This window comes from Aquimarina algicola, assembly GCF_006443095.1.
Classification (GTDB): Bacteria; Bacteroidota; Bacteroidia; order Flavobacteriales; family Flavobacteriaceae; genus Aquimarina; species Aquimarina algicola.
The window spans coordinates 172,933-195,367 of sequence record NZ_VFWZ01000011.1; the positions used below are offsets into that span (position 1 = coordinate 172,933).

18 protein-coding genes are annotated in these 22,435 nt (G+C 32.7%); 10 read left to right on the forward strand and 8 right to left on the reverse strand.

Going from position 1 to position 22,435, the window contains the following annotated elements; genetic code table 11:
* Positions 1–3: 3 nt before the first annotated feature.
* Together rpsG and rpsL are read right to left on the reverse strand one after the other, a co-directional pair.
* The gene (gene rpsG, locus FHK87_RS25370) at positions 4–480 is read right to left on the reverse strand and encodes a 30S ribosomal protein S7 (RefSeq protein WP_140597688.1); all 477 of its coding nucleotides are present in this window, start codon (positions 478–480) and stop codon (positions 4–6) included.
* A 20-nt stretch (positions 481–500) separates the two neighbouring features.
* Positions 501–875 (reverse strand): 30S ribosomal protein S12, encoded by a 375-nt coding sequence (gene rpsL / locus FHK87_RS25375; RefSeq protein WP_024770883.1) that lies wholly within the window; start codon positions 873–875, stop codon positions 501–503.
* Between the two features lie 442 nt (positions 876–1,317).
* Here rpsL and FHK87_RS25380 point away from each other — a divergent pair, with 442 nt between their 5' ends.
* From FHK87_RS25380 to rlmB, 7 genes are all read left to right on the forward strand, one after another.
* Positions 1,318–4,575, forward strand: coding sequence for a SusC/RagA family TonB-linked outer membrane protein (locus FHK87_RS25380; protein WP_140597689.1), 3,258 nt, complete (start codon positions 1,318–1,320; stop codon positions 4,573–4,575).
* A gap of 11 nt (positions 4,576–4,586) precedes the next feature.
* On the forward strand, positions 4,587–6,260 hold the full coding sequence (locus FHK87_RS25385) for a SusD/RagB family nutrient-binding outer membrane lipoprotein (protein ID WP_140597690.1): 1,674 nt from the start codon (positions 4,587–4,589) through the stop codon (positions 6,258–6,260).
* Between the two features lie 25 nt (positions 6,261–6,285).
* A complete protein-coding gene (locus FHK87_RS25390; protein WP_140597691.1) occupies positions 6,286–7,245 on the forward strand; it encodes a hypothetical protein in 960 nt (319 codons plus the stop codon).
* Positions 7,246–7,330: 85 nt separating this feature from the next.
* A complete protein-coding gene (locus FHK87_RS25395; RefSeq protein WP_140597692.1) occupies positions 7,331–8,062 on the forward strand; it encodes a hypothetical protein in 732 nt (243 codons plus the stop codon).
* A gap of 363 nt (positions 8,063–8,425) precedes the next feature.
* On the forward strand, positions 8,426–11,512 hold the full coding sequence (locus tag FHK87_RS25400; protein ID WP_140597693.1) for a SusC/RagA family TonB-linked outer membrane protein: 3,087 nt from the start codon (positions 8,426–8,428) through the stop codon (positions 11,510–11,512).
* 16 nt (positions 11,513–11,528) lie between these two features.
* The gene (locus FHK87_RS25405) at positions 11,529–13,043 is read left to right on the forward strand and encodes a RagB/SusD family nutrient uptake outer membrane protein (RefSeq protein WP_140597694.1); all 1,515 of its coding nucleotides are present in this window, start codon (positions 11,529–11,531) and stop codon (positions 13,041–13,043) included.
* Positions 13,044–13,127: 84 nt separating this feature from the next.
* Positions 13,128–13,862: a 23S rRNA (guanosine(2251)-2'-O)-methyltransferase RlmB gene (gene rlmB / locus FHK87_RS25410; RefSeq protein WP_140597695.1), complete on the forward strand. Its 735-nt coding sequence runs from the start codon at positions 13,128–13,130 to the stop codon at positions 13,860–13,862.
* A 7-nt stretch (positions 13,863–13,869) separates the two neighbouring features.
* Here rlmB and FHK87_RS25415 read toward each other — a convergent pair whose 3' ends face one another.
* Positions 13,870–14,640, reverse strand: coding sequence for a rhomboid family intramembrane serine protease (locus FHK87_RS25415; RefSeq protein ID WP_140597696.1), 771 nt, complete (start codon positions 14,638–14,640; stop codon positions 13,870–13,872).
* Positions 14,641–14,766: 126 nt separating this feature from the next.
* On the opposite strand from FHK87_RS25415, the gene FHK87_RS25420 reads away from it, so the two are divergent.
* Positions 14,767–16,050, forward strand: coding sequence for a replication-associated recombination protein A (locus FHK87_RS25420; RefSeq protein ID WP_140597697.1), 1,284 nt, complete (start codon positions 14,767–14,769; stop codon positions 16,048–16,050).
* Between the two features lie 48 nt (positions 16,051–16,098).
* Here the strand turns inward: FHK87_RS25420 and FHK87_RS25425 are convergent, their stop codons facing one another.
* The 4 genes from FHK87_RS25425 to radC all read right to left on the reverse strand — a co-directional run bounded on the left by FHK87_RS25425 (position 16,099) and on the right by radC (position 19,778).
* Positions 16,099–16,914, reverse strand: coding sequence for a hypothetical protein (locus FHK87_RS25425; RefSeq protein ID WP_140597698.1), 816 nt, complete (start codon positions 16,912–16,914; stop codon positions 16,099–16,101).
* A gap of 111 nt (positions 16,915–17,025) precedes the next feature.
* On the reverse strand, positions 17,026–17,712 hold the full coding sequence (locus FHK87_RS25430; protein ID WP_140597699.1) for a YjjG family noncanonical pyrimidine nucleotidase: 687 nt from the start codon (positions 17,710–17,712) through the stop codon (positions 17,026–17,028).
* Positions 17,705–19,009 (reverse strand): polysaccharide deacetylase family protein, encoded by a 1,305-nt coding sequence (locus FHK87_RS25435; protein WP_140597700.1) that lies wholly within the window; start codon positions 19,007–19,009, stop codon positions 17,705–17,707. The genes FHK87_RS25430 and FHK87_RS25435 overlap by 8 nt, the downstream gene beginning before the upstream one ends.
* A 70-nt stretch (positions 19,010–19,079) precedes the next feature.
* Positions 19,080–19,778: a RadC family protein gene (radC, locus tag FHK87_RS25440; RefSeq protein ID WP_140597701.1), complete on the reverse strand. Its 699-nt coding sequence runs from the start codon at positions 19,776–19,778 to the stop codon at positions 19,080–19,082.
* A 227-nt stretch (positions 19,779–20,005) separates the two neighbouring features.
* On the opposite strand from radC, the gene FHK87_RS25445 reads away from it, so the two are divergent.
* Together FHK87_RS25445 and FHK87_RS25450 are read left to right on the forward strand one after the other, a co-directional pair.
* Complete coding sequence (locus FHK87_RS25445; protein ID WP_140597702.1) at positions 20,006–20,449, forward strand: hypothetical protein; 444 nt, start codon at positions 20,006–20,008, stop codon at positions 20,447–20,449.
* 112 nt (positions 20,450–20,561) lie between these two features.
* A complete protein-coding gene (locus FHK87_RS25450) occupies positions 20,562–21,005 on the forward strand; it encodes a DUF1569 domain-containing protein (protein WP_140597703.1) in 444 nt (147 codons plus the stop codon).
* A 30-nt stretch (positions 21,006–21,035) separates the two neighbouring features.
* Here the strand turns inward: FHK87_RS25450 and FHK87_RS25455 are convergent, their stop codons facing one another.
* Positions 21,036–22,388: a UDP-N-acetylmuramate--L-alanine ligase gene (locus FHK87_RS25455; RefSeq protein ID WP_140597704.1), complete on the reverse strand. Its 1,353-nt coding sequence runs from the start codon at positions 22,386–22,388 to the stop codon at positions 21,036–21,038.
* Positions 22,389–22,435 lie beyond the last annotated feature (47 nt).

The following is a 22,435-nucleotide window of genomic DNA, read 5'->3' on the forward strand; positions in this document are numbered from 1 at the left end:
TGATTAAAATCTAAAGTGTGAGAATGCTTTGTTTGCTTCAGCCATTTTATGAGTATCTACTCTTTTCTTCACAGCAGCTCCTTCTTCTTTCTCTGCAGCTATAATTTCTGCAGCAAGCTTTTGCGCCATAGATTTCTCATTTCTTTTTCTCGCAAACTGGATCAACCACTTCATAGCGGTAGATATTTTGCGGTCAGGCCTGATTGGATTTGGAATTTGAAAAGTTGCTCCACCTACTCTTCGGCTTCGAACTTCAACATGAGGCATTACATTAGATAATGCATCTTTCCAAATTTCTAATGCGGTTTTTTCTTCGTTTTGTTTTTTATCTTCTACAATATCAATTGCATCATAAAAGATTTTGAAAGCGACAGATTTCTTTCCATCCCACATCATCATATTTACAAAACGAGTCACTAATTGATCGTTAAAACGAGGATCTGGTAAAATCGGTCTTTTTTTAGCCTTTCTTTTTCTCATTTCTTCTTAAAGTTTTTTAATTACTTCTTAGGGCGTTTTGCACCGTACTTAGATCTTCGTTGAGTTCTTCCTTCAACACCTGCGGTATCTAAAGCTCCTCTAACAATATGATATCTAACTCCCGGTAAATCTTTTACCCTTCCACCTCTAACTAATACTATCGAGTGCTCTTGTAGATTGTGTCCCTCACCACCTATGTATGCATTCACCTCTTTTCCGTTAGTTAACCTAACACGAGCTACTTTTCTCATAGCTGAATTAGGTTTCTTTGGAGTAGTAGTGTATACACGAGTGCACACCCCTCTTCTTTGCGGGCATGAATCTAAAGCAGCCGATTTACTCTTCTTAGTTATTTTGGCTCTACCTTTTCTTACTAATTGTGAAATTGTTGGCATAATTTGCTTTACACTATTATTAATTTTTCTTAATGATCCCTTCTAAAAGGGCTGCAAAGGTAGAAATATTTTTCAGCAAATCAAATCCTTGAAGATTAATTTTTTAACCCTTACTTTTTTTCTTTCAAAAAACAAATGAATAAGCAGCTTTTAAAACATTGAAATAAAATCTTAGGAGATACAAAAATTTCTGTTAAAAAACATCACAAAAAAGGCTTTAAATATCATTAATTATTTCTGAAGCATTTTCTCTAATGCATTTATGATAGCTAAGTGATCAACAGCGAATAAATCATCCATCAATCAAGGGAATTTTCCACTTTTTTTTATATAAAATATATTTACTAATTTAAGTGAAATTAACAAATTATTCTCTAAGAATTTTGCATTTTCTAATTATTTTATTGAATTTTGAACTAGGCTAATTCTAATAATCAAATACATGAAATTACTTAAAAAGCGATTTTTAATGCTTTTCATAGCATTGAGTGCGCAAATTTTTTATGCGCAAGAAATTACCATATCTGGTAAAATAACAGACGATAGCAACTTACCTCTTCCCGGTGTTAACGTCTTAGTAAGGGGAACTAATTCCGGGACACAATCTGATTTTGACGGACTTTATACTATAGAAGCATCTCAAGGCGATGTTTTAATATTTAGTTATGTTGGTTTTTCATCAAAAGAAGTAACTATCGGAGTAAGCAATTCAATAAATGTACAGCTTACAGCTTCAGCTTCAGAACTTGAAGAGGTAATTGTAACCGCACAAGGAATTAAAAGAGACAAAAAGGCTCTAGGATACGCAGTAAGTACTGTAAAAAGTGAAGACCTAGAACAAAAAGCTGATACCGATATCGGAAAGATACTAAGAGGTAAAGCTTCAGGTGTTAGAATTACAGGTACTGGTGGTGTTTCAGGTTCTGGTGCAAATATCATAATCAGGGGTATTTCTTCTATTACAGGAGGAAATCAACCATTGTTTGTAGTAGACGGCGTTCCCTTTGATGGTTCGGCCGGAGGCGCAAATCAAGATGCATCTAACCAAAATTCTTCTGCTAATTTTCAATCCGGTAACGTGAGTAGTAGATTTGCAGATCTTGACCCAAACAATATTGAGAGCGTAAGTATATTAAAAGGACTTAGTGCAACTGCTCTTTATGGTGGTCAAGGAAAAAATGGTGTAATTCTTATCACAACAAAAACGGGATCTGGAGCAAGAAAGAAGTTCGAGGTTACTGTAAATCAATCTCTTTTCTTTAATGACATTGTATTACCGGATTATCAAAACACATGGGGTAATGGTTTTCAAAATGTTTATGGCGCTTTCTTTAGTAACTGGGGAGCTCGTTTCGATAGTCAAGAAACAATTCCTAACGCCTTCAGAGTAATGCTTAACAGAAACTTTGATTTGGAACCATCTCAACTCTTCCCTAACAGAACTGATCTAGATGCAGAAAATGTAGAATATAGACCCTACGATAGCCAGAAAGATTTCTTCAGAACAGGAACCGTAGCCACAACTTCTATAAATGCATCAGGAGCATTAGGAGATAAAGGTTCTATAAACGCTTCTTACGCTTATACTGATGACCAAGGTTTTATCCCTAATAACTTTTTAAGGAGAAATAATATTTCTTTGGGTGGAAACTACAAATTCGATAATAAACTAAGCGTTTCAGGAAAATTCAGCTATGCGAGAACCGAAATCCAGTCTCCTTTTACAGACGCCTCAACAGGTAGTGATGTAACAATAGCTGATAATGGATCTGGAGGTATTGCCTCTGTATGGAATATTCTTTATTTACCAAGAAGTGTAGATATCAATGATCCTTTTCAACATCCAGTAACAGGAGAAAGTCTTTGGTACCGTGGAGGAAATGACAGAATGAATCCTAGATGGGCTTTAGACAACACAAGAGACACAAATTCAACTGATCGTTTATTTGCCAACTTTAATGTTGCATACCCTCTTACAGAATGGTTGGATGTTAGATATAGAGTTGGTTTAGACAACCAAAATGTAAGAGCTACCAGATCCATCAACCGAGGTGGTAATGATGGAATTCACCCTCTTGGATACCTCCAAATATCTAATGAAAGATTCACAATATGGGATCATTCGATATTACTTGGAATCGACAAAGAGCTTTCAGAAAGTTTTAGCTTACAAGGAACTTTAGGATCTACTCTACAAAGTAGAATAGGAAGTCGTGATGGTATCGAAGGAAGAGATCAAATCATTTTTGGACTTCAAAATCTGAGCAACTACAGAACAACAAGTGGTATAATAGAAGGAACTCTGTTCCCAGGTAACACTGCCCCTTACCAAAGAGAAACAGAAGAAAATAATGTCTCTTTGTATGCAACAGCAACACTAGGGTTCAAAGATTACTTATATTTTAATGCTTCTGCAAGAAACGAGTGGACATCAACATTAGAACCTTCTAATCGCTCACAATTTTCCCCAGGAGTTAGTTTATCATTTGTACCTTCTTCAGCAATAGAAGGCCTAAAATCTGAAAATGGAATTAATTTCCTTAAACTTAGAGTTGGTTATGGAACTTCTCCAGGTTTCCCTTCTCCATATGCCACGAGAAACGTACTTGCACTTACCCCTAACTCTTTTCAACCTTTGAACGGAGCAGGTGTAACCACTACAAGTATCGATGATTTTCTAGCTAATCCAGATTTAAAACCAGAACTCACAAAAGAATTTGAAGGTGGTATTGAAGCTAGATTCTTCAAAAACAAAATAGGCCTTGAAGCTACATTTTACAGAAGAGATACAGAAGATTTAATAATTAGCAGACCCTTAGGACCAGAAACAGGATTTACGAGCACTTTTACAAACATCGGTAATGTAATTAACGAAGGTGTTGAAATCACATATGACATTAAAGCCATACAAACAGAGAATTTTAAATGGAATTTATCTGGTAGCTATACGACTAATTTTAGTGAAGTCGAAGGTCTTGATGATGGAGAACAAATATTATATGGAGGAATAAGTCCTCAAGAACCAAGAAACGCAGCAATCAACGGAAGACAATTAGGAGTTATTGTTGGAGGTAGATTTGAAAGGGACGAAAACGGAAACATTCTTGTCAATGAAAATGGATATTGGAAACAAGACCCAGAAAATGGTGTTATTGGTGATCCTAACCCAAATTGGTTTACAACTATCAACAATAGCTTTACTTGGAAAAACCTATCTCTTAACATGCAATGGGAATACCAACACGGAGGAGATATATTAGCAAGTACAGTTGGAGCATTAATCGGTAGAGGTCTTGTAGAAGACACTGATTTTGACAGAACTCAAAGTATAGTTCTTCCAGGAATAAGAGAAGCAACAGGACAACCTAATGATATACAAATAACTGCTACCGAAGCTTATTTTAATAATATTGGGTTTGGAATTGACGAAGCTATCATTTATGATGCAACTCATGTTCGATTAAGAGAAGCTTCACTTACATACAATTTTGCAAAAAAGTGGTTAGAAAAAACACCTTTCGGCTCCCTTAGCCTATCACTTGTTGGACAAAACTTATTTGTTTATGCATTTAATATTCCTTCAAGTATAAATTACGACCCAGAACTTAATAGTTTAGGAGTAGGAAATTCTCAAGGATTTGATTATTTGACTTCTTGGAATTCTAGAAGATATGGAATGAGTGTTAAGTTGACATTTTAATAAGAGAAAAAATGAAAAAATATATAAAAAATATTATAGGACTATTAGCAATAATAACAGTCTTATCATGCGAAACCACGGAGCTCGATTTATTAGACAATCCTAATGCACCTCCGGTAAGTGTTGATGAAAACACTTTTCTAAATAGTATAGAGTTTTCATTTTCAGAATTTTTTGAAGACGTTACTTCCGCAGGAGCTGAAGTTGTTAGACTTGAATACATGTTTGACACATATGAAAATCAATACATTAATACGAATCCTGATTTGGCCGGAGCATGGAGACAAGCATATTCAGGAATATTGAAAGACGTTCAAACCTTATTACCTGTCGCAGAAGAAAACGAGTTATACATTCACTCAGGAATCTCTAAAACCTTGAGAGCTTATGTATTAATGACATTAGTAGATTATTTTGGTAATGTACCTTATTCTGAAGCATTACAGGGAGAAGAAGGGGTTACATTTCCTCAGCTAGACGAAGGAGTTGATGTATATGCCGCTGCACTTGCTGACTTAAATGATGCGTTAAATGATTTTTCTAGAGTTACAGATGACACCCCTGAACCAACAAGTGAATTATTTTATGGGAGCAACATTGATAAATGGATTAAACTTGTTAACACGTTAAAATTCAAGTACTACTTAAATACCAGACTAATAAATGAAACAGAGTCTGCTAATCAAATCGCAAACTTGATCAGTGAAAATAATCTTATATCTACTGCTTCTGATAATTTTTACTGGAGAGCTGGTACTGCTGACCTTCCTCAAAGTAGACACCAATATTATGTGAATGAATATTTAGCTGCAAGTACAGGTGATTATATTTCAAATTACCTAATGTGGACATTAACTATTGAAAAAGGTTTAGACGATCCACGTTTAAGATACTATGTGTATAGACAAACTAATGAATTCCCTACTAGTGTTGCAGATTTAGACAATCAAATTGATTGCTGGAATGATCCTAGACCAGCTACATATGCTGCAGTAGATGCTATTTCAGCAGCTCCATTACCATTCTGTTCTTTATTTGGAAGAGGTGATGGATACTGGGGTAGAGACCATGCAGAACAAGATGGTATTCCACCTGACAATACTTTAAGAAGTACTTATGGAGTTTATCCAGCTGGAGGTAGATTTGACGACAATGATGGAACCAGAGTAAGACCCGGTCAAGGATTAGACGGAGCAGGAATATGGCCAATTATGACCGATTCTTTTGTATATTTTATGAGAGCAGAAGCTGCTATCTTTTTAGGAACTACAGACGACTCTAGAATGATGCTAGAGCAAGGAACTAGAAAGTCAATATCTAATGTTATGGCTTTACTGACAAATCCAGAGAATTTTGACAATGTTCCCGAAACCACAGATGTTGACAACTACATAACAGCAGTATTAAACCTATACGATGGCGCAGGAACAGATACTGAAAGAATGAATGTAATCGGCAAAGAATATTGGATTTCATTATTTGGAAATGGAGTTGAAGGGTATAACCTTTTTAGAAGAACAGGAACACCAAACAACTTGCAACCAACTTTATTAGGAACAGGTAATTTCCCAAGAACATTTCTTTATCCTAATATAGCTGCGGACAGAAACACTAATATTAGCAACGCAGACAGATCTTTTACAGATAAAACTTTTTGGGACACAAACCCAGATGAGTTAAAGTAAAAATTGGTAACAAAAACATATACAAATGAAAAAAATATTTATAAGCATAATAAGCATTGGACTGCTCTTTTCAGGGTGTTCTGATGATGATAAATTACCGGTAGATTTCGACGATTTAATTAACACAGGGTTGCCATTTGCAGCACGTACTAACTTCGAAAGCAAATTCAAACCTATAGAAAATGAAATTTTTCTAGAGGAAGTCGATATTGCTAATTACTCTCTTACGACGACTCTTGAACTTAATTCTATTCAAGATGGTAGTGATGTTACTGCCATAAAAGTAGTAGGAAGTTTTAAAGACAATACTGTGATGATGGGCGGAACAGATATTTCTAAAAATGATGTATTGATACAAGAAATCCCATCTTCTCAATTTACAACATCTGGAGAATTACCGGAAGTTACTTTTACCATTACCGGAACTGAACTATTGGGAGACTTTGGATACACAGCAGATCAAATCAAAGGAACTGATGTGTTCACATATCAAATTGTATTAGTGACAGCGAATGGTGAGTTCACAGACGTAAGTGCAAATTTTGATAACCAATCTGCCGACCATACTTTTAATGCACAAGTATTATGTCCATCTGACTTTAGCGCAGAATTCACTTATGAAAGTACTAATTTAATAGAAGATGAAGATTTAGATGTACCAACAAGTCGTTGGGCTACTCAAACCGGAACCGGAAGTTTTGAAGAAGTACGAGAAGGTGTATATAGAATAACCCCAGGAGCAACATTTGGTGCTTTGTCACTCTGGAATGACGGTGTAACAGCAGGACCTGAAAATATATTCTTAAGAGACAACTGCGGAACTTTTAGCTACATTGGTGAAGATAGCAATGAAGATGGTTATAATATTTCCCCATTAACTGTTAATGGCAATGAATTAACTTATACCTGGGAAAATGATGAAGACCAATCAGGTACAGTAACTCTAACAAGAACAGACGGAATGGATTGGCCAGATATTGAATAATCTTTAAATAACTAATTTTTATTCATAAATTTAAGGAGTACTACCAAAAAGTGCTCCTTATTTTTTTATTCTAAATCAAAATTTTATGAAACATAGTATATTCTTAACCTTATTTATAATTACATCATTGCTTTATGGTCAAGATAATGCAGGAGCAATAAGTGGAGCACCAAGACAGTACATGGGTACATTTCAAGCTTTTCAAAAAATAAGAAAACTATTAAATGAAAACGAAAACTCAAATTCAATTAAGTTTTCTGACATTAAAGGAAGCCCATATTTAAATAATGAATTTGAACCAGGAAATATCTATATAAAAGATTCACTAATAGAAAAAGGCATGTTAAGATATAATATATATGCTGACGAAATAGAAATAAAAGATCAACAAAAACTATTTGGATTATATAAAATCCAAGATTCTAAAGTTAAAATAGGTAAGGATGAAATTATCTTAAAAGAATTTTTTGAAGACCAAAAAAAAGAAAAAGGTTACTTTATAACTCTGATTAATGGTAACAAAGTAAAACTCTACAAAAGAATTCGTTGTAAAATTATAGAACCATTAAAAGCCGCTACTCCAAACCAAAAAGATAGGTCAGCAAAATTCAAGTCATATATCGACTATTATATAATACTCCCTATTCATAAGAATGGGCAATTATCCAAAATTAAATTGAAGAAAAAAAGTATTATGAATTTAATGCAAGATCAGGAAGAAAAAATAAAAGGTTATTTCAAAAAGAATCAAGTAAACTTAAAAAGAGAAAAAGATATAACAAAATTGTTTTCTTATTATGAAAGTATTGACATATAAGAAAAAAATAATCAACACAAAACACTAAACACTGAAACACATAAAATTTACCAATTATTTAATAGTTAAATTGAAAAATTAATATTTCTTCTGTAAGATTTTTCTTTAATTATTAAATATAAACCTTAACATAACCAAATTTCATATTTAAACCTAAAAAAATGTCTAACAAGAGTAGAAGCATCTCATATTGTGAAACTTACAAGGATATTTTAAATATCAAAAAACAGACCTATTTTAATCAAAAACCATGATTTATTAAGGGTTTCACCAACTATGCCACTCAAATTTTAATATTAAAAAGTTGTTTTATAAAGATATTATTATGATTTTTGGAACTGGCTAATTCAAATAAATTGTAAAATGAGAACAAAGTTTAGTGGAATTTTAACGCTATTCCTAGCGTTTATTGTGCAGATAACCTTTGCACAAGAAAAAACAATTTCAGGAACTGTGACAGATAATAAAGGTCTGCCACTTCCTGGGGTAAATATTATAGTAAAAAATACTTCATCAGGTACTCAGACTGATTTTGATGGAAATTATACGATTACTGCAAATCGTGGTGCTGTTCTATCTTTCAGTTATGTAGGATTTGAAGAAAAAGAAATTATTGTAGCTGACAATACTTCAATTAATGTTCAATTAAATGAATCAGAAGCTGTCTTAGACGAAGTTGTTGTAACAGCTTACGGTGTAGGAAGAAAGTCAAGTGTAACTGCGGCTATTTCTACAGTAGCTACAGAAGACATTGAAGACTTTGTACCTTCTACTAGTATTGATAACATACTTCAAGGTCAAGCTTCGGGTGTACAAGTAACTGCTGCTAATGGTAGACCAGGTAACACTGCATTCGTTCAGATTAGAGGTGTTGGTTCTTTAACAGGAAGTACAACTCCTTTATACGTAATTGACGGAGTTCCTGTTCCAATTAGAGAAAATGATCAGTTCAACCCTTTAAGTAACATCAATCCAAATGACATTGAATCAGTTTCTATCTTAAAAGATGCTGCTTCAGCTTCAAAGTATGGATCAAGGGGTGCTAATGGTGTTGTATTAATTACAACAAAGAAAGGAAGATCTGGTGAGGCAAAAATTACTTTCTCTTCTTCTTATGGTTTTGGAGAAAGAATACCTGATCCATTTGATTTACTTAATGCAGAACAAAAGCTAGAAATTGAGCGTCAATATGCTGATTTAGGCGTTTCTTCAGCTCAGAGTTTACCTGGAGCTACTTTAAATGCTTCTCAACGTGCAAGTCTTATTGCATTAGACACTGATTGGGAAGAAGAACTTTTAAGAAAGTCTGTTATTCAAAACAATGCATTATCTATAGCAGGTGGAACAGAAGATTTAACTTATTTTCTTTCATTAGGTTACAACAAAGACTCTGGTATTATTGATAGAATTGATGGATTTGAGAGAATCTCAGCGAGATTAAATACAACTTATCAAGCAAAGAAATGGTTAAACATAAGTGCAAACTTTTCTGCTTCGAGAAGCTCAACAGATTTACCTAGGGATAGAAACAACGTACAAAACCCATTTAGAGGTTTATATGATTATAACCCATATGCTCCTTTATTTGTAAGAGACGGTCAAGGTAATATTGCTACAGATGATTTAGGAAACCCTATTTTCAACAGAGGTGGTGGTATATTCTTCCCAATTGCTGAAGCCTTAACAACTGAACCAGAAGATTCTAGAAACTTACTTTTTATCGGAAACTTAGCTGCTGATATTACTTTCTCTGAGAAATTCTCTAATAGATTCTCAGTTGGTGTAATCAACAACAGATTTAATGGTACAACAAGATCTCTTCCTGGTGGAGTACTACAAGGATTTGTAGGAGATGCAAATTTCCCTGGAACTCAGACAAACTCTTTTGATCTTGACTTAGAATATAATGTGAATAACTTATTTACTTATAGTGACACTTATAATGATGTTCACAACTTAACTGCAAGTTTCCTTTTAGAATACAATGAGAACATCAGACAAGAAAGCTTTACTACAGCTAGAGGTTTTCCAACATCTACTATTCCTTTCCTTGATGTAGCGGCAGAACCAACTAGAGTTGGTTCAAATGAAGCAAGAAGAATATTATTCTCTCAAGCAATATTTGCTGACTATGACTATGACGGAAAATATTCTGTATCAGCTTCTGTAAGACGTGATGGATCTTCAAGATTTTCTCCAGACGATAGATATGGTACTTTCTATAGTGGTAGTGTAGCGTGGAATATTGCTAAAGAAGCTTTCATGGATGGTTCTATTTTTAACGCTTTAAAATTAAGAGCTTCTTATGGAACATCAGGTAATCAAGAAATTCCTGACTTTGAATTCTTGGATGCAGCAGAATTTACTACTTATAATGGAAATACTGCTTTACGACCAGAAAGATTTGGTAATCCAACAATTAAGTGGGAAGGACAATCATTATTAGATATAGGTCTTGAATTCGGTTTCTTAAACAATAGAATAAATGGTGTTGTAGATTACTTCAAGAAAACTTCTGATGACCTATTATTAAATAGACCATTATCTACAACAATTGGTGACGAAAACAACTCACTTGTTTCTAACGTAGGAGAAATAGAAAACTCTGGTATAGAAATTAGTTTAAATGCTGATATCATCAGAACAGAAGATTTAAAAGTTTCTGTTGGAGGTAATATTACATTTATTAAGAATGAAGTTAAAAAACTAATTAATGATCAAGATATCATTAGAGGTATTTTTGGTAACTCAATCTTAAGAGTTGGAGAAGAAGTAAACGCTCATTATCTTGTTGAATATGCAGGTGTAAACCCTGACAATGGTGCACCATTATATGTTGATTTAGAAGGTAATGTTACAGAAGAATTTAGTAATTCATTCTTAAAACTTCAAAAAGACAAATCTCCACTTCCAAGTTACCAAGGAGGATTCTACGGATCTATTAAGTACAAAGGATTTGGTTTAAGAGGTGATTTTGTTTTCAGAGGAGGAAACTACATTTTAAATCGTCAAAGAGCATCTGGAGTATTTATTGGTAATATTGACAGTAACCTTAGAGAAGAGGTTTTTAACTACTGGAGACAACCTGGAGATACTAATGTACTTCCTTTACCAAGTAATGCTAATGAAGCAACTGCTGACCAATTTGGAACAACTAGATTTTTAGAAAAAGGTGATTTTATTAGATTAAGAACATTAACACTTGACTATACTTTACCTAGCAAATTTTTAGATGTTTTACCAATTGATAGATTAAGAGTATTTGCAACTGGACAAAACATATTAACATTTACAGATTATGAAGGTGATCCTGAAATAGGAATCGGTTCAGCAGAATCTGGTACTCCTGATGGGAATACATTTGATCCTAACTTTGTACCAGGAGCTTTCTCTCAATTTAGTTATCCACAAGTAAGATCATATATCTTTGGTGTAGAAGTAGCGTTTTAAAATAAAAAATTAAGAAATGAAAAATAAAATATCAAAAATACTTGTCTTATTTTCATTCATGAGCTTTTTCACAGCCTGTGATGATGAATTAGATGAATTACAACCTTTTGTAGAAGTTAATCCAGACACTTTCTTAAGTGAGAATAATGTTACTGCATTTCAAAATGCTGTCGATGGAGCTTATGGTCAATTATGGCAGTATTATGCAGATTCTGCAAATGGTTTACAAGGATTAGGTGACATATTATCTGATAACGTAATCCAAGCTCAATCAGGAAGAAGATCTAATAATGCTTATCATGATTATTTGTTTGTTCCTAGTACAGCCGGTTTCATTGCAAACACTTGGGATGAAGCTTACGAAGCTATCAATGCTTCTAACATCGTTATTAGAAATATTGACAATTTAGAAAACGGAGCAGGAAAAGATAATATTCTTGGTCAAGCATTAGGTATAAGAGCTTGGGCTCACTTTGATTTAGCTAGAGTTTATGGTCAAGTACCAACTCAAAGTGCCGGTGCTAATAGTACTCTAGGTATATTTTATAGTAAATTCGAAGATGGAGATACTGATGATTTACTTGCTCAACCAGCTAGAGAAACTGTTGGTGAAAACTATATCGAAATAATAGGTGACTTAGAAAGAGCTGCTGAATTGATTGGAGCTTCTAATGGTGAAGGTAGATTAGATAGAAATGGTATCTATGGTCTATTATCAAGAGTATATTTATATAACGGTGAATACCAAAAAGCAATAGATGCTGCTGATGAAGTATCTACTGAGCTTGCTACTTCTGAAGAATTACCAGGAGTTTACACTGATTCAAACAATGCTGGTATCGTAATCGAATTAGCTGTTAATACAACTACTGAAGCTAACTTCTTTAATGTAGGTGTTCTTTACAGTCAGTCTAGTAGAGGAAATATAATTTCTGAATACGTTTTAGATTTTGATTTAACAAACAGTATAAATGCAGATGACATCAGACTTGATGTATTACAATTTGACGCTGTAAATGGAGATAACACTTATAATGGTGTTAAGAAATTTTTAGGAGAAGAAGGTCAAAATAACGGACGAGTTGACATCAAAGTATTAAGAGCAGCAGAAGTTCTTTTAAATAAAGCTGAAGCTCAATTTGAACTAGGTTTTGAGCCAGATGCTTTAGCAACGTTAAATATACTAAGAGAAAGTAGATTTGTTCCTGCTGAAAATAGAGATGATGATCCTCTAAATGATGTAATGGAAACTTACACTCCTGGAACTGAAACTGGTGCAGCGTTAGAAGCAGCTATACAGTTTGAAAGAAGAGTTGAATTAGCTTGTGAAGGACATAGATTCTTTGACATAAAAAGAAGAGGTGAAAGTATAGAAAGAGATCCTGATAACGGAGATCTTATAGACGGTACTGGTACTCCTCCACAAATAGCTACAATACCTGCTGGGAATTTTAGATTTCAATTACCAATTCCAATTAATGAAATCAATGCTAATCCAGTAATGGCTGAGCAGCAGAATCCTGGATACTAAGAATTTATTTTAGTTCTCAAAATTATATAAACATCCCGATGAAATTTCATCGGGATGTTCTTTTATATTTATATTTGCCCTATTATGGATAACACTTCCCTCATTTTTGGCATAAGAGCCATCATCGAAGCTATCAAAGCTCAAAAAACAATTGATAAACTTTTTATACAAAAAGGTTTACATGGTGATTTATCAAAAGAATTAATGCAATTAGTAAAAAAACATGGTATAACATTTTCGATAGTACCTATAGAAAAGTTAAATCGCCTTACTCGCAAAAATCATCAAGGTGCAATTGCTTATATCTCTCCTATTGATTTCTATGATTTTGAAGAGCTTGTGATAAATGTTATTGAGTCTGGGCGTACTCCTCTATTTTTAGTATTAGATCAACTATCTGATGTCAGAAATTTTGGGGCTATAATTAGAACAGCAGAATGTACGGGAGTCGATGGAATTATAATACAAAAAAAAGGTGGAGCTCCTGTAAGTGAAGATACGGTAAAGACATCAGCCGGAGCTGTATTCAAAATCCCTATATGCAAGGTTGATCATATAAAAGATGCAATTTTTTATTTGCAAGGCTCAGGAATTAATGTAATTGCTGCTACAGAGAAAGCTTCTGACACAATTTATAATACAAACCTCACTAATCCCACTGCTATAGTAATGGGTAGTGAAGGAAAGGGTATTTCTAATTCAGTATTGAAGCTTGTTGACCAGCAAGCAAAATTGCCTATGTATGGAGAAATAGGTTCATTAAACGTTTCAGTTGCTTCTGGAGTCTTTTTATATGAAGTGGTTAGACAGCGTAGTTAAAATACACCTATTCTTCCTTATTATTGTCAGCTTCCTTGTAAGTATAGACAACTTTGATATCCCCACGATCATCTAAAATGTTCTCATCTTGCAAATTATCAGATTCAGGAAGTTGCTCTATAAAATTACCATTCTCATCAAAATGCTTCAAGAAATCATCTTCCTCAGGATCATAATCTTCGGATTGCCAATTATACAGCTCTGGCTTTGCAATACCTTTTTTTAGTACAAAAGCCAATATAGTACCTGTTACAATTCCTGATAAGTGACCTTCCCACGAAATTTTAGGATCAATAGGTAGCACATACATTACCAAGCTACCATAAATAAACACTACTATAAATGACAATGCCATTAACCTAAAATGCCTAGCTATAATTCCTTTAAAAAATAAAAAACCAAATAGCATATATATAATACCACTCGCTCCTATATGATTTGCAGAACGTCCTATCAACCAAGTAAAAAGTCCTGTAAAAAATAGACCTATAACAAGTACTCTCCAAGCATTGTTTTGATAGAAAAAAAATAATGCAGAAGAAAGTATTAATAATGGTAAAGTATTATGCCATAAATGAGATATATCACCGTGAATAAATGGAGAGAATAAAATACCTCTTAACCCAATAACAGTTCTAGGGAATACGCCTAAATGATTTAAATCCAAATTGAATCTAACTTCAAACCAAAAAACAATCCAAATTAACAAAACAAATAATAAAGGATAACCTACAATCCCTGTATTGAATTTAAAATATGTATCATCATCTTGTTTCATACATAAAAGATATCAAAAAAAAGTCCAAAATAGTTTATAAGTAAAAATGACAGTATGTTTTTTATCTAAAATCAATACTCTAAACTAATGACGATTAATATATCTATATCTTCGTAAATTTGTTATATGAATAACAATAAACCTTTAGCAGAACGAATTCGACCTAAATCATTGAATGAATATCTTAGTCAAGATCACTTGATAGGCAGTAATGGTTCACTTACGCAACAAATCAAGAAAGGAATAATACCTTCTTTAATCTTATGGGGGCCACCAGGAGTAGGAAAAACTACTCTTGCCAATATCATTGCTAGTGAATCCGAAAGACCTTTTTATACATTGAGTGCTATTAATAGCGGCGTAAAAGAAGTCAGAGAAGTCATTGATAAGGCAAAACAGAGCGGAGGGTTATTTACTGCAAAAAATCCAATTTTGTTCATCGATGAAATTCATAGGTTTAGTAAGTCTCAACAAGATTCACTTTTGGGTGCTGTAGAAAAAGGTTGGATTACATTAATAGGCGCTACAACAGAGAATCCAAGCTTTGAGGTAATCCCTGCACTCTTATCACGTTGTCAAGTGTATACACTTAATCCTTTTGGAAAAAAAGAGCTAGAAACTCTATTAAAACGCGCAATGGATGAAGACAAATATTTGCAATCAAAAACAATACTACTCAAAGAAACAGAATCATTATTAAAACTTAGTGGTGGAGATGCTCGAAAACTTCTTAATATTTTTGAATTGGTAGTATCAAGTCAAGATCATGAAAAAGTTACAATTACAAATGACCTGGTTTCAAAATTAGTACAACAAAATACTGTTCGCTATGATAAAACTGGCGAACAACATTATGACATAATTTCCGCTTTTATTAAATCTGTAAGAGGAAGTGATCCTAATGCTGCTGTATATTGGCTTGCTCGTATGATAGAAGGTGGAGAAGATCTAAAGTTTATTGCCCGTAGAATGATTATTCTAGCATCAGAAGATATCGGTAACGCAAATCCTACTGCTCTTATCTTAGCAAATAACACATTTCAAGCTGTAAATACTATAGGGTATCCCGAAGCCAGAATTATATTGAGTCAATGTGCTGTTTATCTCTCATCCTCCCCAAAAAGCAATGCATCTTATATGGCTATTAATGAAGCTCAAAAATTAGTCAAACAAACGGGCGATTTACCCGTTCCTCTCGCTATAAGAAATGCTCCCACAAAATTAATGAAAGAACTAGGATACGGTGAGGATTACAAGTATGCTCATGATTATCAAAACAATTTTGTAAATCAAGAATTCTTACCCGAAGAAATAACGAATACAAAAATCTATAATCCAGGAGATAATCAGCGTGAAAAATCTTTCAGAACTTTTCTTAAATCAAGGTGGGGAGATAAATATGGTTATTAGGTATCTTTTAAGCTAAATTGCTTTTTAGTACTTCTAAGAACATCAATGCTATTGTCTGGCAAAAGTATCTGATATTAGCTTATCATTTACAGGGTTAATGCGTTCTAAAATAAAATTACCGTAAGAATCAAAATATCCTGTTCCACTTAATTCTCCAGCTTTTACTATAAAGCTTTTATTGCTATTAGACTTATAAATTTTACCAATAGATTTTTTTTGTTCTTCTTGCTTAAACATTTCGAAGCCATAATCTCTTTTTTCAAAAATATAAGCTTCTTCATTCAACGTATATGATAACGTCTTTTTTGTCGTATCAACTTGATTGACAGTAGCACTATTTTCTTGTGTACTTATTGCTTTATTATCTGAAGTCGTAACTGCCGTATTCGAACTACTTGTAGCAGGCACAGGTTGTTCTTTGTCTCCGACATACGAATAATTAAGTGTTCCTATACTTTTAAAAGCATTACGTAAGGCTTGTTGATATGCTTTTCTAAATTCTTTTTCTCTACTTTTTCCTTCCTCAGAAGCAAATATCACATTAGCATTACAATCCTTTAGCTCTACAACTAGCTTCGTCTGAAGAAAACCAGAATTTTTCTGTACATTGGCCATTAATGCTTTACAACCGTTAAGTTTTAAATCTTCAGGAAAATCATCTCCTTGCATAAAAGTCTGAAAACCATATTTATTAAGCAAAAATTTGGTCATAGAGTTGAGTTGATATTGGTCTTCTTTACTTAAGAATTCGAATTTTTTAGGAATTATTACATATTTATAATCATTTACACTTTTTTGTGCATTACTTTTATTAAAAACAAATGTTACTGCTAACCCCAAAATTATGATTCGTAATATACTCATGTATGAAAATTAAAATTCTTAAAAATATTTTATGCTTAATTATACCTTTCTTAAACACATTTTTCGAAAGATAGTAAATAAATCATCTTGACAAAAAAGATTAATAATACATTAGAGTAATCTTTTGATGTCAATCAACTGAGAAACTTGAATATTAGAAGGAGGTATTTTTTCTTTATGATAATTAAAACATATTGTATGCAACCCTACTGCTTCTGCTCCTTGAATATCTGCTTCATAATTATCCCCTATCATCATACTTACCGATGGTATCGCTTTAGATTTCTGTAAAGCTGTTTCAAAGATTAAAGGATTTGGTTTTTTTACCCCAACTTCTTCACTATTTGTTACTGTACTAAAATAATCTTTAATCCCTGAGTTCTGTAACTTATCATTTTGTATTTCTTTAAAGCCATTTGTAATAATATGAAGCTCATATCGTGGTGTGAGGTATTCTAGAAGTTCTTTAGTCCCATCAATCAAATTATTATGTAACGGTAAAAAATTGACATAATCATCGGATATTGTATCTATTTGCACTACAGATATACTTTTACCCAAAAGTTTAAAAGTATCCATGAGCCTGCCCCTTCTCAATTGTTCTTTATTAACTTTCTCCTCACGATATAATTTCCAGTATTTAAAATTTATAGGTCGATATACTTCTAAAAAATCATGTACTCCTACCCCTATATTGAATTTATCAAAAATCATTTCAAAAGCTAAGAAAGAATTCTTTTCAAAATCCCAAAGCGTATGATCTAAATCAAAAAAAATGTGTTCTATTTTTTTATTCATCTTCTGTATTCCAAATTTCTGTTAAAATTGATTTCCAAAAAGATTTTCCGTCTAAATCACTTAGTGATGAATTACTGAAAATCGGAATAAAATTACCATTTACTTTTTTAACTTTATTTCTATATTCAAGAATTTCTTTTTTTACTAGCTCTTCTCTATAAACCTCTTTATTATTAGACACTGCTGCAAAGCAAAAGGGAAAAACCATTAGTGGCGTTTGTACTTCATAATCCAAGTCATAAAACATAAATGGAGTACATGTACCTGCTCTAAATCCGGAATAATCAGAATATCCCATAGAGTAGTCTTCTGCTACCTCTAACTCAATTAGATCACGATAAGGACCAGGAATTCTAATTTTAAAAAAGGAACACATTGTATATTGTAATCTCCTGTTTTGAATAGCTTCTATTCTTAACTTTTCTTTTTTTAAAACCTGCAAACTATTTAGCGCTTCAAAAGAAATCTTTAAACCAACATCGACATAATCTGCTATGTGCTTTATCAAATTTTGGTGTTTTGGATGATTGTAACTTATATTTTTCTCATAAGTCGAATAATCCCCAAGTCCAAATAAAACTTTAGCTTTCCGTTCTTTATTTTTCTGAAGTTCTATTACAAAATCAAAAATATCATATGGATCTTTTTTTAGTCCAAGGATTACTTTTATTCTATCAATACATCTTTCAAGTTTTAATTCTCCCAAATCTCTTAATATACCTCCTATTGATCTTAGTATGCCCTTATTTTTATATACAAAAGTTTGAGTTATTGAGATGACCGGAATCGTTGTAAACTTTTTATCCAAAAACTTGATATCCGGATATTTTTCTGTTATAATATTTTTAAACTTATATGCCCAGATATCAATAATGGGATCTTGCAAAAAATTATGCATATATCCCAAACTTTCACTTCCGGGAAAACGCCCTAAAGAATCCTTGACATGCGGTAAATATTCTTCATATCGAGAAAGCAGATAAAAAGTAGCAGCAAAAATATCAAAAGGCATAGCCGCATCACTATGTTTTACTTCAAAAAAGCATTTGGTTTCTTCCCAATCAAAAACATGAATCTCTACCTCATCCAATCCCTGTTGAAACAACAAATCAACACTCTGAAAGTATAATTCTTTACCCAAAGGTTGTTTCCCATAAGAAAATTTAGGGCCATCATGAGCTATAAAGGATTCTATTTTTGAAGTTAAGTCTACCTCAAAACCTAAAATGCGTTTGCAAATTTGTTTAAAAGTATAAGAAACCCTAGGAGTAACTTTTTGTACGTGAATTAATAGCATCTATCCTATAAAAGCGTTATACGTTGAACTGACATCTACTCTTATTTTATAATGATTCCACTAGACTGAATCATAATACAGACTCATCAGCAAAGCTAAAATAACTTTTTTCGGTTACAATTATGTGATCAAGTAATTTGATATCAAGTGTTAAACCTGCATTTTTTAATTTTTGCGTCAGATGATGGTCTGCTTTACTAGGAATTACAATACCGCTAGGATGATTATGTGTAAGTATGATAGAAGTAGCACCTGATTCTAATGCGTGCCTGTATACAATTCTTGCATCTACCATTGTTCCAGTTTTTCCTCCAATACTGATTTGCTTTTTTTGTATCACCCTATTTGCGTTGTTCAAAAACAACACCCAGAATTCTTCATGTTCAAGGTCTCCAATAATAGGTTGCATAAGGTGAAATACATCTTTGCTACAAGTAATTTTTGAAATTACCTCTTCATCTTCATTTTTTCGTCTTCTTCCTAGTTCAAGACCAGCAATTATAGCGATAGCTTTAGCTTCTCCTATACCATTAAAGGTCATTAATTGTTTTAAAGACATTTTTCCAAGAGCATCTATTTTATGTTCAACACTTGCCAAAATTCTTTTACTCAAATCTACCGCACTCTCATTTCGATTTCCCGAGCCTATAAGTATTGCAATGAGTTCGGCATCTGTAAGAGAATTTTTCCCTTTAGCGATTAATTTTTCTCTTGGACGATCATTTTCACTCCATTCTTTTATAGAAAAAGAAGGTTTTAAGTGCTTCATTTGATTATTTTAGATATTAAATACAATATAACTAAGCGAGCCGAATGTATAAACTATTTCTCTCAAAAACAACGCTTTATTACAATATAATTAACTAAAATTAGAGATGTTTTTTAAATAAATTTTAATAATTGTTTCAGATATTTGTTTGAAAATGAAAGTTTTACTATATTTGACCACCCTTAATCTAAATTTTGATAAGTTAACAACTCCTAACATACCTATTTATGAAAAATATTTTTACTTTCGTTTTACTTCTGGCAACACTTAGTTTTTATGGGCAGGATAAAAAGATATCGTTTCTTAATTTAGTAGGAAATAACATACAAGTTCCTAGTGGATGTGAAGCAAAATCTGAATATGAATTACAAGCCTGTAATGGAACTTCAATAAAGTGGGATTACTACAGTGATGATATGTTAAGTGCTGTTTTTGATGCTACCATTACCGCATTTGCAGAGTCTAATTCTGCGAAATCAGAAGTTACTTTTACTTCTTTTGGTTCACAATTAAAAGGATTTAAATTTAAAACCGGAACTACGTATCAATATTTCTTAAGAGGTACTATAAAAGATCAACCTCTTATGATTAATCTTGGTACTCATAAAGATATTGCTAAAACAGACGACCTTGATGGGTTTTTAAGTCTGTTTTTTGATGAAGCTAGCTAACTAAGTAAGTTAATTTATACAATGATACAGGTTAATCTATATGATTAACCTGTATTTTTTTGGAGTAAAATAGTATTTTTGGCGTACACATCAATCTTTAAACTATTTAGTTATGAAATCTTTATTTGATCCAAAGGCTTTAGAAGAAATTGAAACTAGAATCCAAAACCTATCTTCTGAAAGTACTCCTGTATGGGGAAAAATGGATGTAGCTCAAATGTTTAATCACTGTCAATTTCCTTTAAAAATTGCTTTACAAAAAGATCATCCCAAAATAAAACCTAATTTTTTCGCAAAACTATTCTTTAAAAAAGCTTTATATAGTGACAAACCCTGGAAAAAAAACCTACCTACTGCCCCAGCTTTAAAAGTAGTAGAACAAAAAGATTTTGAACAAGAAAAGAATTATCTGTTAACTCTGGTTAATGAATTCTCTAACCAAAGAGATAAAAAAGAATGGGATCCCCATCCAATGTTTGGCAAATTCACAAACGAACAATGGGGAAAATTACAATACAAACATTTGGATCATCATTTACAACAATTCAATGTTTAGATAACAAAATATTAATTTAGAAACTTATATTTATATCTTTTGTTTAAATTGATCAAAATCTAACCCTCCATAATTACCACTACTCATTAACAAAAGAGCAGAATTAGACAAGTCTTTGTTTGACAAAAAGGTCTGAAAATCGTCAGAATTTGTATAAATCGTTAAATCTTTTCTCTGAAAAGACTCTAATATTTGATGCGCAGAAATCTCGTCTAGACGTTTTATTTTTAGAGCTTCGGGAGAATAAAATACGACAGCCTCATCAGCAGCATCTAATGCCCCATCGTATTCTTTTATAAATTCTGAATTAAGACTACTATACGTATGCAATTCTAAACAGGCAATAACATTTCTATTTTGATATTGTTCCTTAACAGCTTCGGTTGTTGCTTTAACTTTTGATGGACTATGAGCAAAATCTTTGTATACAACCGTATTAGAATTTTCTGCTATTTTCTCCAATCTTTTTGATGCTCCCGAAAAAGAAGCTATTGCTTCATAAAAATCATCCTCATCAATACCCATATGCTGACAAATCCATTTTGCGCCTGCCAGGTTATTCAAATTATGTTTTCCAAATACTTCTATAGGCATTTCTCCTTCTGGAGTATCTAATAATGTTTGACCATCTTCTACTCTATATTCAGGAGTCATATATGGAAACTTTCGTATTGGATTTTCAAGTTGTTCTGCAAGTTCCTTTACTTCATTATCTTCTTCATTATACACCAATGCTCCCCCATTGATTATCGAATCCATAAAAATGCGAAACTGCTCTAGATAATTATCAAACGTAGGAAACACATTAATATGATCCCAGGCTATACCACTAACCAATGCTATATTGGGTTTATATAAATGAAATTTTGGTCTACGATCTATAGGCGATGATAAATATTCATCTCCTTCTAATACTATAAAATCATTTTCTTCGGTAAGGTGTACCATTGTATCAAAGCCTTCTAATTGAGCCCCTACCATATAATCTACCTCCTTATCATGATAATGTAACACATGTAGTATCATTGAAGTTATGGTTGTTTTTCCATGTGATCCACCAATTACTACACGAGTTTTGTCTTTGGATTGTTCATATAAAAACTCAGGATAAGAATAAATTTTCAACCCTAACTCTTGCGCTCTATTCAACTCAGGATTATCTTCTTTGGCATGCATTCCTAAAATCACAGCATCAAGGTCACTAGTGATTTTTTCATCAAACCATCCAAATGTTTCTGGTAACAACCCATACCGGTCTAATCTAGATTTTGAAGGTTCAAAAATAGTATCATCACTTCCTGTAACATGATATCCCTTTTGATGCAGCGCAATAGCAAGGTTATGCATTGCACTTCCTCCAATTGCTATAAAATGTATACGCATAGTTTTTATAAAATTTGAATGTAAAGATAAAGCTTAATTCTATATCA

Excerpts from the sequence above, each read along its gene's own strand:
- FHK87_RS25400 (WP_140597693.1), top strand. The coding sequence starts at position 8,426 with ATGAGAACAAAGTTTAGTGGAATTTTAACGCTATTCCTAGCGTTTATT.
- FHK87_RS25435 (WP_140597700.1), bottom strand. The coding sequence starts at position 19,009 with ATGCTATTAATTCACGTACAAAAAGTTACTCCTAGGGTTTCTTATACT.
- FHK87_RS25390 (WP_140597691.1), top strand. The coding sequence starts at position 6,286 with ATGAAAAAAATATTTATAAGCATAATAAGCATTGGACTGCTCTTTTCA.
- radC (WP_140597701.1), bottom strand. The coding sequence starts at position 19,778 with ATGAAGCACTTAAAACCTTCTTTTTCTATAAAAGAATGGAGTGAAAAT.
- FHK87_RS25415 (WP_140597696.1), bottom strand. The coding sequence starts at position 14,640 with ATGAAACAAGATGATGATACATATTTTAAATTCAATACAGGGATTGTA.
- FHK87_RS25430 (WP_140597699.1), bottom strand. The coding sequence starts at position 17,712 with ATGAATAAAAAAATAGAACACATTTTTTTTGATTTAGATCATACGCTT.
- FHK87_RS25425 (WP_140597698.1), bottom strand. The coding sequence starts at position 16,914 with ATGAGTATATTACGAATCATAATTTTGGGGTTAGCAGTAACATTTGTT.
- rlmB (WP_140597695.1), top strand. The coding sequence starts at position 13,128 with ATGGATAACACTTCCCTCATTTTTGGCATAAGAGCCATCATCGAAGCT.
- rpsG (WP_140597688.1), bottom strand. The coding sequence starts at position 480 with ATGAGAAAAAGAAAGGCTAAAAAAAGACCGATTTTACCAGATCCTCGT.
- FHK87_RS25455 (WP_140597704.1), bottom strand. The coding sequence starts at position 22,388 with ATGCGTATACATTTTATAGCAATTGGAGGAAGTGCAATGCATAACCTT.
- FHK87_RS25395 (WP_140597692.1), top strand. The coding sequence starts at position 7,331 with ATGAAACATAGTATATTCTTAACCTTATTTATAATTACATCATTGCTT.
- FHK87_RS25445 (WP_140597702.1), top strand. The coding sequence starts at position 20,006 with ATGAAAAATATTTTTACTTTCGTTTTACTTCTGGCAACACTTAGTTTT.
- FHK87_RS25385 (WP_140597690.1), top strand. The coding sequence starts at position 4,587 with ATGAAAAAATATATAAAAAATATTATAGGACTATTAGCAATAATAACA.
- FHK87_RS25450 (WP_140597703.1), top strand. The coding sequence starts at position 20,562 with ATGAAATCTTTATTTGATCCAAAGGCTTTAGAAGAAATTGAAACTAGA.
- FHK87_RS25405 (WP_140597694.1), top strand. The coding sequence starts at position 11,529 with ATGAAAAATAAAATATCAAAAATACTTGTCTTATTTTCATTCATGAGC.
- FHK87_RS25380 (WP_140597689.1), top strand. The coding sequence starts at position 1,318 with ATGAAATTACTTAAAAAGCGATTTTTAATGCTTTTCATAGCATTGAGT.
- rpsL (WP_024770883.1), bottom strand. The coding sequence starts at position 875 with ATGCCAACAATTTCACAATTAGTAAGAAAAGGTAGAGCCAAAATAACT.
- FHK87_RS25420 (WP_140597697.1), top strand. The coding sequence starts at position 14,767 with ATGAATAACAATAAACCTTTAGCAGAACGAATTCGACCTAAATCATTG.